Below are 13,421 nucleotides of genomic sequence, written 5' to 3' on the forward strand. Positions count from 1 at the left end.
TAAAAATGCTAAATCAACTATCATCTATACCTCGTAGACGAAAAAGAACAGATTTGCAATATCGGCGGGCCTTCTGACTAAGAGACTGTAAAATCTCATCACAGTTGCGGGACAGCGCCGGACTTACGCCGGACTTTCCCCGTCTCTTCCAACGGTTATTTTTTGTTGGAACCGATTTTTGCACTTGTATGAGGTTATCACATTTCTGGTTTGTTTGCAGAAAAGACTGTGAAACCTGTCACCAGCGCCCGCAATGACTATCTTCCGGGTTCAACTACCCTTTCGATCGCACTTTGCAAACTGTGGCGACTCCCGAAAACTGGTTATTTGCCGGCTGTATGGGCGATCGACTTTCACGAAAAAACTGCGGTAATCCAGAAATCTCAAGCAGGCTATAGTTCTTCTCTAGTGGTTTTGGGCTGCTTGTAAGTCTTGGTATTCTGCTTTAAAGCTTTGCAGAGCAATCTCGTTCACAGACCTATAAAAATATTGAAAACTATCCTAAAATAATCAAAATATTATATCATGTCAATGTAAATTTATCAAGATTAAAAATGCTCCGCCTACTGACATTAGGATCTTTGCTGGTAGCGATCGCCTCAACTGTACCTAGTGCGATCGCCCAACCGATCGCTATTTCACCTAATACAGCGCACACCAAACAACAGGCGATCGCAGAAGCCACAATTGAGCCTGCTATATTTTCTCCTGCGGAACTAGGCGAGAGTTTTCATAGAAACTTTGAAAAAATCGAAAAACAGCCCTGCAACGAAAAGCTGAAAACAGAAAAATCCGTTCGCTATCGCATCTGTACCGTGAATCAAGGAAATGGTAAAACCAGAATTGTCTCAGCCTCAGAAGCCAACATAGAAGTGGGCGATGGCATGGGATACTGGTTTACAGAAACTGGCAAGGTTTACGCTATTCGTTTTTTTCATAGCGGTCAAACCTTTATTTTCGGACTTAAAAACGGCAGTTTGTTAGCGGAACTGATTGAAAAAAGACGGGTGAATATGGATTTTAAAGATGCACAAAAGAAGGCATTAGAGAAGAGTGCCAGAGAAGGAGGCAAGAGCATTATTCAGAGATTCAAATAGGAGTAAAACTATTCTCTTTTGTATTTTGGGTTTCTGATTAACACTTAATTCCTGGATGTTTCCTTGGTATATTCTCTACTGTCATCTGGTGCATTTACTATTGTAAAACGGCAAAATGCTTCTAAAACAAGTCTAGTATGTTGAAACACTTAATGGTTATGATTGGAACTTTGGCTATATTGTTGATACCTTTGTCTAGTGTAGCTAGAGCAGAAAGTTGTAAATTAACGATAGATTGCCCCTTTGAAAATGAAATCAACGATCCTTGGATTGAGGGAGCTAGATTAGAACAAACTGGAGACTTTGATGCTGCCATAATTCAGTATCAAAAAGCATTAGATGCTGCCCAAAAACTCAATATTGTAACTTTGGAAGCAAAGCAAAATCAACACTTAGGAAAATGTGCAGCGACAGGTTCAGAAGCCCGGTTAGTCCCAGCGAGAGCAGGTAGACAATATTTGCGCGATCGTGCCGACGGTGATCAATCTGTTCAAGCTGCGATCGCAAAGTCTCAACAAACCTTTCGTTTGGCGATCGATCAAATGGATATCCAGCATCCCGATTTGGCATCCAGTTGTCCCTAGGATCGAGGATTAGGTTACTTTATAACTCCTGGAGGCACAAACGGCGTCTGATCGACAGAAATGCTGTATTGAAGCCTTTACGCCTCTAATTTGCTACAATCTGATCGCACACGCGACTCGAAGGAATTATGAGCGAACTGTTAGATGAGACACTTTCTATTGAAATCGCCACTCGGATCAAAAGCAACCGGAAAAATTGCTTTGATAACGCTTCTAAAGCAGCCTTAACCACCGAAGGCGCAATTTACGTCCAAGGATTTTTAGCTGCACCCGGAGCGCCCTACAAACCCATTGAGTATAGCTGGATTGAACTCAACGAGCGTATTGTTGACCCAACTTTTCCACATCTCGGTTTTAGCGCTCAAGACATTCATTACTTCCCGGCCCAGCGATTGAGCGTGAAGAAACTCAAAGCAATTCTAGAAGAATCTAAAGAAGATTATCCAGAAGACGATCCGCTGCCGGTTTACGGAAATCAACCCTACGAATATTACGGCGATGTCATGTTAGGCGGTAAAGATTACCAAAATGCTTATGATTTGGCTTCCGCTAAATGCAGGGAATTGAATTTACCCAAAAAACCGGAACTTAACTAATTTGGACTTACGCCCAAATTAAGTTCGTAGTAAGGATCGCGAATTAAATAACTTACAATTTTAATTGTTATTGTGGGATGGGCGTCCCGCCCGTCCAAAAAGAACGGGCGGGACGCCCATCCCACAAACTTGTGGAAGTTATTTAATTCTCATTCCTAAGAACTTTAGTCCTGTTTCATTTATCTGGATTGATAGAGGACTAAAGTCCTCACTACAAACTGAATGTCAGGAACAGGTAAACCTGGAATAATTAAAAGCTGACAACAACGGATCTAACTGTCGATCTAACATCAAATCAGCCAACAATTTAGCCGTTACCGGGGCTAATAAAATGCCGTTGCGATAATGCCCAGTCGCCAGCGTCAAATTTTCCCAAGCACTCGCACCCAAAATCGGCAACTCATCCTTGGTAGCCGGACGAAATCCCCACCAAAACTCTAGAATCGGATAATTTTGTAATTCTGGATATAACTTAATTGCTCCTGCTAGCAAACTTTGGATTCCCGCAGGGGTATTTCCCGGCGTAAAATCCACATTTTCGCTAGTGGCACCGATAATAATTCTACCATCTTGACGCGGTACAATATAAATGCCAGTCCCGAATAAAACTGTTTGCAGCGGCTGCGTAACAGCACTATCTTCTGGTACGCACACGGACAGCATTTGCCCCTTTCTCGGAAAAATCGGAACATCCAATAACTTCTCAGACCAAGGCCCTGCCGCCAAAACATAACGGTCAGCTTGCAATTTTCCTGCCGTTGTTTCCACACCAAAAACTCGGTTTCCCTGCCGAATAATTGCCTTGGCAGTATCTTGAATAATCTCAACCTGCAATTTTTTAGTTGCGGCTTGAAGCGTCCGGAATAAAGCGCGGTTGTCCACTTGAGCGTCGTCTGGATACCACCAACCACCGATAATTTCTTCACCCAATCCAAACTGGTGCTGGCGAATCGCATCCCCGTCTAACCATTGAGAGTTAAGGTTTGACAATAGTTGCTGTTGTTGAGGCTCGTTTTGACAGACTGGTGCGAGAATTCCCGATCGCCAATAACCTGTTTTCAACCCCGTCATCTCTTCCAGCCGTTCCACCCAATACGCATACAGAGAGCGACTTTGCAGGCACAAATCTAGCATCGGACTGGGGGGAATTCGTTCGGCTTGTGGCGCGAGCATTCCGGCAGCGGCCCTGGCCGTCGGTTGTGGAGAATCGGCGGTGAGAACAGCGACAGATGCCCCTCGCAACTTCAGTTCAACTGCTAGCGAAAGGCCGATAATTCCGCCCCCAATAATCAGAATATCTTGAGATGAATTCATTGACTTTTCTATGGACTTTCTGGCTTTTTTACCTCTGGTCATTCTTCAGAGTAAGGTGCTGGTGTTCGCACCTTACAATTAGAATTTTTGGGCAAGTCTTACATATTATCTTGCAAGGCGATCGTCCTATCAGCCTTCCTGCACAAAAAATCTATCCTTGGGGTTTCCAGACAGTTTCCGAACCCTGGCCCCAGAAACCGTCATATTTTGTCACCTTAATATCGCCCAAAACCTTAGTCTGGCAGGACAAACGGCGGTTTGATGCGGAAGAATGGGGAGGAATCGAAAGTCTGGCTTTTTCGCGCCACTCGGGATCAGAAACTGCGCCCTCGACGGTGACGGCGCAGGTGCCGCAAGTCCCCAATCCGTGACAGTTGATGACTTTGGCGTTGCCATTGTAGAGATCGATGCCGTTTTTGAGCAACACTTCACGGAGATTCGATCCGCGATCGCACTCAAATGTTTTTCCTTGCGCTTGTACCTTAACCACAGCAAATTACCCCAATTAGATTTATGTTAATTTTCCTATATATTATCGCATTTATTTCAAATAATTTCATCTAATATGATAAGTGATATATTACCAATTGAGAATTGAGAATTCCCCATGAAAAATCGGCTCTGGATCTACGATACCACGCTGCGAGACGGCGCTCAGTGCGAGGGACTCTGCTTATCTCTCGAAGACAAAGTGCGAATTGCTCGACAGTTAGACAGTTTAGGAATTCCGTTTATTGAAGGTGGCTGGCCGGGAGCAAATCCTAAGGACGTACAATTTTTTTGGCAGCTCAAAGAACAGCCATTAATTCAAGCTGAAGTTGTTGCTTTTTGTTCGACTAGGCGACCGGGAAAAACGGCAGCTAATGATGAAATGTTGCAGCCTATCTTGTCTGCTGGGACTCGCTGGGTAACGCTGTTTGGCAAGTCGTGGGATTTGCACGTAATTGAAAGTTTGAAGACAACGCTAGAAGAAAATCTGGCGATGATTCGAGATACTATTGAATATTTACGGAGTCAGGGAAGGCGCGTTATTTATGATGCAGAACACTGGTTTGATGGCTACAAACACAATCCCGAGTATGCGATTAAAACTTTAATGGCAGCGGCGAATGCTGGTGCAGAATGGCTGGTGTTGTGCGATACTAACGGCGGTACTTTGCCTGACGAAGTTAGTCAAGTTGTGCGTGATGTGGCAGGAATAATAGAAACTTGGGATATTTCGGAATCGGAAATTCACCCCCCCCAACCCCCCCTTATTAAGGAGGGGAGAAAGTCTAAAATTCAGTTAGGAATTCACACTCACAACGACTCTGGAGTTGCCGTTGCTAATGCTCTGGCTGGTGTGCGGGAAGGGGTGACGATGGTACAGGGAACTATTAACGGTTATGGCGAACGCTGCGGTAATGCTAATTTGTGTTCCTTGATTCCTAATTTTCAGCTCAAGTTGGGTTATGATTGCATTCAAGATGAGCAATTAGCGAAATTAACTCAAGTCAGTCGCTCCGTCAGCGAAATTGTTAATCTTGCTCCCGATGACCACGCTCCTTTTGTCGGTCTTTCCGCTTTTGCTCACAAGGGCGGAATTCACGTATCGGCGGTTGCAAAAAATCCGTTAACTTACGAACACTTGGAACCGGAAAAAATTGGCAACATCCGACGAATTGTGATTTCGGATCAATCGGGTTTGAGCAATGTTTTGGCGAAGGCTAAGACTTTTGGTATTGAACTCGATCGCAAAAATCCTGCTTGCCGCCAAATTCTGGAAAAGTTGAAAGATTTGGAAAGTCAGGGATATCAATTTGAGGGTGCTGAGGCGTCTTTTGAATTGTTAATGCGGGAAGCTTTGGAAAAGCGGCAGCGGTGGTTTGAAATTCATGGATTTCAAGTTCACTGCGATAAAGTTGGCGAAGATTGTACGGCTTTAGCCACTGTGAAATTGTCAGTCAACGGTACAAATATTCTGGAATGCGCGGAAGGAAACGGCCCGGTTTCGGCTTTGGATGCGGCTTTGCGGAAAGCTTTGGTGAATTTTTATCCGGCGATAGCCCATTTTTACTTGACAGATTACAAGGTGCGAATTCTGGATTCCGGTGCGGGTACTGGTGCTAAAACTCGCGTGTTGGTGGAATCGAGCAACCATCAGCAGCGGTGGACTACTGTGGGGGTTTCTACTAATATTTTGGATGCTTCTTGTCAGGCTGTGGTTGAGGGTTTGGAGTACGGTTTGGTGTTGGAAAATCAAGAGGCGATTCCTCTAGTTTGTCGCGTACATTAATTAAGAAGACTGGGCGGGGAGATAAAATACCGGGCGGTTGGAAACCGCGTCTATACAAACCAAACCCGCCGCCGCGGGTTGAAAAAGACCAGGCGGTTAGAAACCGCGTCTATACAAACCAAACCCGCGACTCGATTTCGCGCCGAACACCTCCGCGGGTTGAAGAAGACCGGGCGGTTAGAAACCGCGTCTATACAAACCAAACCCGCCGCCGCGGGTTGAAGATAAAAATACCGGGCGGTTGGAAACCGCGTCTATACAAACCAAACCCGCCGCCGCGGGTTGAAGAGTGCGCGGTTAAAATTACCTTATTCTCTTCAGTCCCTCTGAGCTCGGACTTCGTTTGTGTAGGCGCGGTTTCTAACCGCCGTCTTATCTTATTCAACCGTATTGATTCTCAAGTAACTACAATTTTGTTTAAGGTTCCAAAAAGTCTAAGTGATCTCCGGGAATCGATCGCAATTTTGCAGCAGATCCTTGCAGTTTTAACCTGCCACGCTCTAACATAATAATCCAATCTGCGCGATCGATCACTCGGGGCCTGTGACTGATGAAAATCGTGGTTTTCCCCTGCCGGTACATCAACAGATTTTCCAAGACTTCCGCTTCGCTGGCGGGATCTAGCCCTGCGGTAGACTCGTCTAAAATCAACACGGGCGGGTTATTGAGAATGGCACGGGCGATCGCCAATCTCTGTCTTTGTCCCCCAGAAATATTTGCCCCAAACTCCCCTAAAACAGTTTGATATTTATCCGGTAATTGGCTGATAAATTCATCCGCCCCGGCAATTTTGCAAGCTTTCACAATCTGTTCAAAAGTGACATCGGGACTCCCCAACTGAAAATTATCGAGAATCGAACGGCTCCAGAAATGAGCTTCTTGGGGAACAAGAACCACCTGCTGTCTGAGACAATCGAGAGACAAATCCTGCAAATTGTAACCACCAATTCTCACATTACCAGATTGGAGCGGATACAGACCAGCAATTACCTTAGCTAGGGTACTTTTTCCACAACCAGAATAACCGATTAAAGCAATTGCGTGACCGCCAGGAAATGTCACAGAAAAATTTTCTAACAAGTCAAGTCTGCCTGGGTAGTGAAAATTCACACTCTTGCAAACAATTTCGTCGCGGTCTTGAAGCGTTACCACAGGTTTATTAATATCACTTTTACTTTCTGGTTCGGCGTCTATGACTTCCGAAAGCCGTTGAGTTGCTGTCTGCACGCGAGCCATTTCATCAGTACATTCAACCAAGGAAGTTACCCAAGTAGTAACGTTTTGATTCATGCTAATAAATGCTAGCAACTGACCGATACTCAATGCTTTGTCAATCACTAAGCTGCTGCCCAACCACAGCAGGGTAATGCTGCCCGCTGAAGCAACAAAGCCAGAAAAGATATTATTGAGAATGCCAATTTGTGTAGTGCGAAAAGTAAGACTCGCTAAGCGACCGAAGCGACCTTGAAATTCTTCCCAAAGTTGCTGGGCGCTGCTAGTGGTTTTGACGGTCAGTGCGCCTTTAAAGGTTTCTACTAAAACACCTTGAGTTTCTGCTTCCAGTACAAATAAATTCCGCGTTTTTTGCTGCAATACGGGCAGAAAAACTATTGTAGAGGCAGTCATGAACAAAGCGATGACTGTAGCTGCCAGCGTCAGTTCCTTGCTGTAAAACAACATGACAACAAAAGAAACTACGGCTATAAAAAATTGACTGGGTAAGCTGATCGCAAATTGAGAAACTAATTTATTGATTTCTTGGATATCTTGTAATCTACTGACGATTTCGCCGCTGCGTCTGGTTTCGTAAAAGCTTAAAGGCAATCGCAGGAATTTACGCCCGAATTCCATGACCAATCCCAACTCTAAACGCTGGGAAAATTGAGCAATCAAGTTCGACTGTACCAATCCTAAACTGCTGCTAAATAGATTCATAACTATAACTGCGATCGCCACACTTGCCAAAAGTTGCGTGTCGCCCCGCACCAGAATGTCGTCGGTGAGCAGTTGTACCAGAAAAGGCGAAGCAATCGACAGCAAACCCAACACCACATTCAGCAACAGTGCTTCGATTAAAAGCTGGCGGTAAATCAAAACCCGGCGCGTCCATTTTTGTACAGAATTCGCGGGCGGTTGATTGTCTGCTTCCGCAAAAAACCGCTCAGCATCGGGTTCGACTAGCAAGCACAGCCAATCTGTCCAACCTGCTGCTAATTCTTCTTTGGAAATATAGCGCATACCGACAGCCGGATCGCCGATCGCATATTTATCGCCCTGCTTTCCGTACAAAACCACCCAGTGATACCCGCTCCAGTGAATAATTGCCGGTAAAGGTGCTGCGTCAATTTTGTCTAAAATAGTAGCCGCTGCTCGCACGGATCGCGCATTAAAGCCGATCGCCTCAGCTCCCTGTTTCAACCCCAGTAAAGTCGTCCCTTTTTGGCCGGTACCCGCAAATTCTCGCAAGCGGCTAATTGTAAAATTCTGTCCGTAAAATTTCGCGATCGAAGCCAAACAAGCCGCCCCGCAATCTTCTTCGCTCTGCTGGAGAACAACCTGATATTTCTTAAACCGGTTGACTTGTCCGAATAATCGCATTTTGCCGATAAAAGGGATGTTCTTTAACATTTTGCGAAATGAATAATGGGTAGAGCATAATGAAGATTACTCATCACCAACTACCCAATCAGCAAAAAGCACCCATAAAGTTATGGGTGCTTTTTTGCTCCACAGTTATAGAGCTCTATTGAGAGCAGTAAACTTTAGTAGTAGGCGTAGCGGACTACTCTTCTGAAGGAACCGTCGCAATTGCGGCGGTATACGACCCAACTGCGTCGGCGACAGCGATCGTAGTAGTGACCGCCGTTGACGCTAGCTGATTCTTCCGGGGTGAGGTCAGCAAACAGTGAATTGTCTTGTGTTTCTTGCATGATGATTTGACTCCTTTAAATTGATAATCTTGAACGACAAATAGAAATTTTATTTAATTTCTATAGCCTCGTGTAATTACTAACTAATAGTTCTTCTAGTCCTGTGATGCTTCCGGAATATTACTGAGATTTTTTCAAAGTTTCTCAGCTCGCACTACCTGACTCAGCTATCTAAACCACTAGGGTTTTGTAAGGGCGATCGCGATTCGGATCGTACAGGTTAAGCTGGCTCGGCTGTGGCAAGAAAAACAGCAGATTCAGGCGATCGCTGGTGCTGTTTTCCTTAGCGCTGTTGCTGTTACCGCTGCTAAAATCGCTGGTATTGCTGCCGCCGCTAACACTAGCAGATTCTCGATCGTTTAGTTCGGTGAATAATGACTCTTGTTGATTGTCCGACATCAGGAACTCCTATTAATACATATGTACCTACTTACGTACACCTCCCAGAAAAACCGGGTAACAGCGCCAAAAATCATGGCTGAAACGCTTGATTTTCATGACTTTTGCCTGCTAGCTCCGCCATTTTTGATGTTTGGGGCAAATTGCGGGCGGGAACGGCCAAGTTGTGCGGATTTTGACTTTGACCCTCTGAATTTTAATTTAGACTTCTAAACCTATTCTTGGTATCAGGAAAGCTGAAAATCCATGTGACAAAAGAAATAAGCGATCGAACTCTTTCTCTGCCAGCTCATATTATTTGATATGTGAGATTTGAGATTAGGGAATGACTGATTATGTATGGGCTTGAAGCTTCTGCGCGAGTAGCATTCTTTTTTTGAAGTGGTATTAAAACCCACAACTATCTTCCTCCCCCAACTCAACTCAAAAATCAAAACTCAAAACGATTCCCATCACCCCCAGCAGCCGCCATGTCTCGCACTACTGAACCCACCCCCGCTGAAACCTTTGATAACGACCAGTTTTTGCCCCCTGTCAGCCGCTGGACTACTTTGGGGGGTATTTTGATGGTGGCGACCTTTGGCGGGGCGATCGCCCTGGCTAGCGTCACCAAATATAGCGCTACAGTCAAAGCAGACGCGATCGTCCGTCCAGCCGGAGAAGTGCGCGTCGTACAAGCAGCAACCGAAGGAACCATCGAAAGCATTGCTGTCAGCGAAAATCAGACAGTCAAAGCCGGAGATGCGATCGCAGTTGTAGACGCTTCGCGTTTGGACGCCCAAAAAAAGCAGTTCCAAGAAATAATTAATCAGTCTCAAACAGCAGCACAGCAAATCAACCAGCAACTGCGCGACTTAGAAAATCAAATTTTAGCCAGCGGCCAATTTAAAAGCATCGAAACTGCAAGTGCAGCCGCCCAGGAATTAGTCGAGTCCGCTCTCGTAAAAATCGCCACAGCGCAGCCGGATGTCGCCGAAAGACTGGGGCGAAGCCGGCGAGTTTTGCTGGTGAAGCGATCGTCCATTCAACAACAATTAATTCAAGCTAAAAAAGAACTGAATCAAATTCAGTCAAAAGTCGAAAATAGCGTGGTTCGCGCCCCCGCCGATGGTACAATTCTCAGATTGGAAGTCCGGAATGCCGGTCAAACCGTACAAGCCGGCAGCGCGATCGCCCAAATCGTCCCCAGCGACGTACCCCTGGTACTCAAAGCCAAAGTAACATCCCAAGACATCGCCCGCATCCAAATCGGCCAACCCGTACAGATCCGAATTTCTGCCCTACCCTTCCCCGATTACGGAACACTCAAAGGAACAGTCAGCGAAATCGCCCCAGATGCGATCGCCCCTCAAAATCCCGGTAACAATTTAGGTACAGCCTATTACGAAGTAGCAATTAAACCCCAACAAGCCTATTTAACAAAACTCGACTCTACCCGCGGTCAATTCTTGGAAACTCCCCAAGCAAACGTCCCCCGCCAGTATGCAATTCAATCAGGAATGGAGGGCAGAGCCGATATTATTACCGGCCAAGAAACAGTGCTGAAATTTGTCTTACGCAAAGCCCGGTTGCTGACAGATTGGTAACTTTTATCAAGATCGGATGTAGGGTTGAAAGCGCGTTTACACAAACGATGTCCATGCCAAGCGGACTGAAGAAATTAAAGTAATTTTAATGCCCATTCTTCAACCCCTCTGAGCTCGGGTTTTGTTTGTATAGACGCGGTTTCAACCGCCCGGTATTCTAAGGAATGAAAATTTAATAACTTACACTTTTATTCTTGTGGGACGGGCGAGACGCCCATCCCGAAAGGGCGGGCTCTCCCGCCCACCCCACAAACTTCTGTAAATTATTTAATTCGCGCTCCTAAGGACACGGCATTGCCGCGTCCGCACAGATCCCCGTACAAGATGTAAATTTCAACCAAAAGTATCTTAAATTAAAATAACGTGTCAATATAGAAATGTGACTTCAATTCTATTCCTTCCTCATGGGCAAACAACGCGTTCTTTCAGGAGTTCAGCCAACAGGCAATCTTCACCTCGGTAACTATCTCGGTGCCATTCGCAACTGGGTAGAAGGTCAAAGTCAGTACGAAAATTACTTTTGCGTAGTAGATTTGCACGCAATTACCGCACCGCACAATCCAGCAACCCTTGCATCCGACACTTACACCATCGCCGCTCTTTATTTAGCTTGCGGCATCGATTTAGAATACTCTACTATTTTCGTGCAATCCCACGTTTCGGCGCACACAGAACTAGCATGGTTGCTCAACTGCATTACGCCGATTAACTGGCTCGAAGATATGATTCAGTTTAAAGAAAAAGCAGTTAAACAAGGCGAAAATGTCAACGCAGGCTTGCTAAACTATCCCGTATTAATGGCAGCAGACATCTTGCTTTACGATGCCGATCAAGTGCCAGTAGGCGAAGACCAAAAACAGCATTTAGAACTCACCCGCGATATCGTCATCAGATTAAATCACCAATTCGGCACACCAGAAAAACCTGTTTTAAAACTTCCCAAACCCTTAATTAGAACAGACGGTGCGAGAGTCATGAGTTTGACAGACGGCACGCGCAAAATGTCAAAATCCGACCCTTCCGAACAGAGTCGAATTAATTTGTTAGATTCCCCAGAAACAATCACGAAAAAAATCAAGCGCTGCAAAACAGATGCCGTGCGCGGCTTGACTTTCGACGACCCGGAGCGCCCCGAAGCGAAAAATTTGCTAACACTTTATCTCTTACTTTCCGGGAAATCGAAGGAAGAAGTCGCAGCCGAATGTGAAAACATGGGTTGGGGAGATTTCAAACCATTATTGACAGAGACAACAATTAATGCACTCAAACCTATTCAGGATAAATACAAGGAAATAATGGACGATCCGGGATATTTAGAATCTGTACTGCGTCGCGGCAGAGAACAAGCAGAAACTATTGCCAACCAAACTCTGACTAAGGTTAAAACCGCTTTTGGTTATTCTATACCTAATTAGTCAGTGGTCAGTGGTCATTGGTCATCTCGCCCGCTCGCGAAGCCGAAGGGTGGTCATTGGTCATTAGTCATTAGTCATCTCGCCCGCTCGCGAAGCCGAAGGGTGGTCATTAGTCATCTCGCCCGCTCGCGAAGCCGAAGGGTGGTCATTAGTCATCAGTCATTAGTCATCAGTCATTAGTCATTAGTCATCAGTCATTAGTCATTAGTCATTGGTAAATAAAGACAACAGTTAACTGTTAACTGTTAACTGTTAACTGTCAACTGTCAACTGTCAACTGTCAACTATCAACTGCCAACTATCAACTGTCAACTGTCAACTAACTATGAACCGTTTTCGCACTGCTTGCACCACTCCTGGAGAATTTGTAATTACCGCCGAAGTTGCACCGCCAAAAGGTGGCGATATGACTCATACGATCGCCATGGCTGAACGCCTCAAAAACAGAGTGCACGCCATTAACATCACAGACGGAAGCCGCGCAGTGCTGCGAATGTGTCCCCTAGCAGTTTCCGCAATTCTCTTGCAGCGCGGAATTGAGCCGATTTGTCAAGTTGCTTGTCGCGATCGCAACCAAATAGGCCTGCAAGCCGATCTCATGGGAGCCCACGCCTTAGGCATCCATAATATCTTGGCACTCACCGGCGATCCAGTCAAAGCCGGCGACCATCCCAAAGCCAAAAGTGTATTCGACTTAGAATCAGTGCGGCTGCTGCAAGTCATTCAAAAAATGAACGGCGGCTTTGACTGGAACGACAAAGCTTTAACAGACGGAGTTACCGATTTATTTGTCGGCGCTGCTGTCGATCCGCAATGCCCCAGTTGGTCTGGTTTGCAAAGCCGATTCGAGAAAAAAGTAGAAGCTGGAGCTCAGTTTTTTCAGAGCCAATTAATTACAGATTTTGACCGTTTGGATAAGTTTATGCACCAAATTGCTGCTGGCTGCAACAAACCAATTTTAGCAGGAATCTTTTTGTTTAAATCAGCTAAAAATGCTGAATTTATAAAAAAATACGTACCGGGAGTTCACATACCGCAAGAAACGATCGACCGTTTAGCAAAATCGCCAGAACCCTTGCAGGAAGGCATCAGAATTGCCGCCGAACAAGTCAAGCTAGCACGGCAATTGTGTCAAGGAGTGCACATGATGGCCGTCAAGCGAGAAGATTTGATTCCACAAATTTTGGATTTGGCGGGAATTGAGCCGCTGAGCTAAAATTGAATT

At 45.5% G+C, this 13,421-nt stretch carries 13 protein-coding genes and 1 riboswitch; of the genes, 8 read left to right on the top strand and 5 right to left on the bottom strand.

The genetic code is table 11. The features are described 5' to 3' along the window. Nucleotides 1–45 precede the first annotated feature (45 nt). A riboswitch (cobalamin riboswitch) is annotated at nucleotides 46–191 on the bottom strand. Between the two features lie 37 nt (nucleotides 192–228). From QZW47_RS22645 to QZW47_RS22660, 4 genes are all read left to right on the top strand, one after another. After that, entirely contained in the window at nucleotides 229–429 is a 201-nt protein-coding gene (locus QZW47_RS22645; protein WP_293131802.1) for a hypothetical protein, read from the top strand. Nucleotides 430–554: 125 nt separating this feature from the next. After that, nucleotides 555–1,097, top strand: a complete 543-nt coding sequence (locus QZW47_RS22650) for a hypothetical protein (protein WP_293131805.1) — start codon at nucleotides 555–557, stop codon at nucleotides 1,095–1,097. 158 nt (nucleotides 1,098–1,255) lie between these two features. Continuing rightward, the gene (locus tag QZW47_RS22655; RefSeq protein WP_293131808.1) at nucleotides 1,256–1,681 is read left to right on the top strand and encodes a hypothetical protein; all 426 of its coding nucleotides are present in this window, start codon (nucleotides 1,256–1,258) and stop codon (nucleotides 1,679–1,681) included. 128 nt (nucleotides 1,682–1,809) lie between these two features. Beyond that, complete coding sequence (locus QZW47_RS22660) at nucleotides 1,810–2,277, top strand: hypothetical protein (RefSeq protein WP_293131811.1); 468 nt, start codon at nucleotides 1,810–1,812, stop codon at nucleotides 2,275–2,277. Between the two features lie 225 nt (nucleotides 2,278–2,502). Here QZW47_RS22660 and thiO read toward each other — a convergent pair whose 3' ends face one another. Continuing rightward, nucleotides 2,503–3,591, bottom strand: coding sequence for a glycine oxidase ThiO (thiO, locus tag QZW47_RS22665; protein WP_293131814.1), 1,089 nt, complete (start codon nucleotides 3,589–3,591; stop codon nucleotides 2,503–2,505). A gap of 151 nt (nucleotides 3,592–3,742) precedes the next feature. After that, the gene (locus QZW47_RS22670) at nucleotides 3,743–4,081 is read right to left on the bottom strand and encodes a 2Fe-2S iron-sulfur cluster-binding protein (protein WP_293131817.1); all 339 of its coding nucleotides are present in this window, start codon (nucleotides 4,079–4,081) and stop codon (nucleotides 3,743–3,745) included. A 117-nt stretch (nucleotides 4,082–4,198) separates the two neighbouring features. Between QZW47_RS22670 and cimA the strand changes: the two genes are divergently transcribed. Then, the gene (gene cimA, locus QZW47_RS22675; protein WP_293131820.1) at nucleotides 4,199–5,866 is read left to right on the top strand and encodes a citramalate synthase; all 1,668 of its coding nucleotides are present in this window, start codon (nucleotides 4,199–4,201) and stop codon (nucleotides 5,864–5,866) included. A gap of 417 nt (nucleotides 5,867–6,283) precedes the next feature. Here cimA and QZW47_RS22680 read toward each other — a convergent pair whose 3' ends face one another. From QZW47_RS22680 to QZW47_RS22690, 3 genes are all read right to left on the bottom strand, one after another. Next, on the bottom strand, nucleotides 6,284–8,494 hold the full coding sequence (locus QZW47_RS22680) for a peptidase domain-containing ABC transporter (RefSeq protein ID WP_293131823.1): 2,211 nt from the start codon (nucleotides 8,492–8,494) through the stop codon (nucleotides 6,284–6,286). A gap of 134 nt (nucleotides 8,495–8,628) precedes the next feature. Next, on the bottom strand, nucleotides 8,629–8,796 hold the full coding sequence (locus tag QZW47_RS22685) for a hypothetical protein (RefSeq protein WP_293131826.1): 168 nt from the start codon (nucleotides 8,794–8,796) through the stop codon (nucleotides 8,629–8,631). A gap of 171 nt (nucleotides 8,797–8,967) precedes the next feature. Then, on the bottom strand, nucleotides 8,968–9,195 hold the full coding sequence (locus QZW47_RS22690) for a secretion protein HlyD (RefSeq protein WP_293131829.1): 228 nt from the start codon (nucleotides 9,193–9,195) through the stop codon (nucleotides 8,968–8,970). A 470-nt stretch (nucleotides 9,196–9,665) separates the two neighbouring features. Here QZW47_RS22690 and QZW47_RS22695 point away from each other — a divergent pair, with 470 nt between their 5' ends. The 3 genes from QZW47_RS22695 (at nucleotide 9,666) to QZW47_RS22705 (ending at nucleotide 13,412) form a co-directional block, all read left to right on the top strand. Then, nucleotides 9,666–10,781, top strand: a complete 1,116-nt coding sequence (locus QZW47_RS22695; protein WP_293131832.1) for an HlyD family efflux transporter periplasmic adaptor subunit — start codon at nucleotides 9,666–9,668, stop codon at nucleotides 10,779–10,781. Between the two features lie 404 nt (nucleotides 10,782–11,185). Further along, nucleotides 11,186–12,196 carry a tryptophan--tRNA ligase gene (gene trpS, locus QZW47_RS22700; RefSeq protein WP_293131835.1) on the top strand — a complete coding sequence of 337 codons (1,011 nt, stop codon included), beginning with the start codon at nucleotides 11,186–11,188 and terminating at the stop codon, nucleotides 12,194–12,196. Between the two features lie 325 nt (nucleotides 12,197–12,521). Further along, the gene (locus QZW47_RS22705) at nucleotides 12,522–13,412 is read left to right on the top strand and encodes a methylenetetrahydrofolate reductase (RefSeq protein ID WP_293131838.1); all 891 of its coding nucleotides are present in this window, start codon (nucleotides 12,522–12,524) and stop codon (nucleotides 13,410–13,412) included. Nucleotides 13,413–13,421: the final 9 nt, after the last annotated feature.

It is taken from the genome of Microcoleus sp. bin38.metabat.b11b12b14.051, assembly GCF_013299165.1.
Classification (GTDB): domain Bacteria; phylum Cyanobacteriota; class Cyanobacteriia; order Cyanobacteriales; family Microcoleaceae; genus Microcoleus.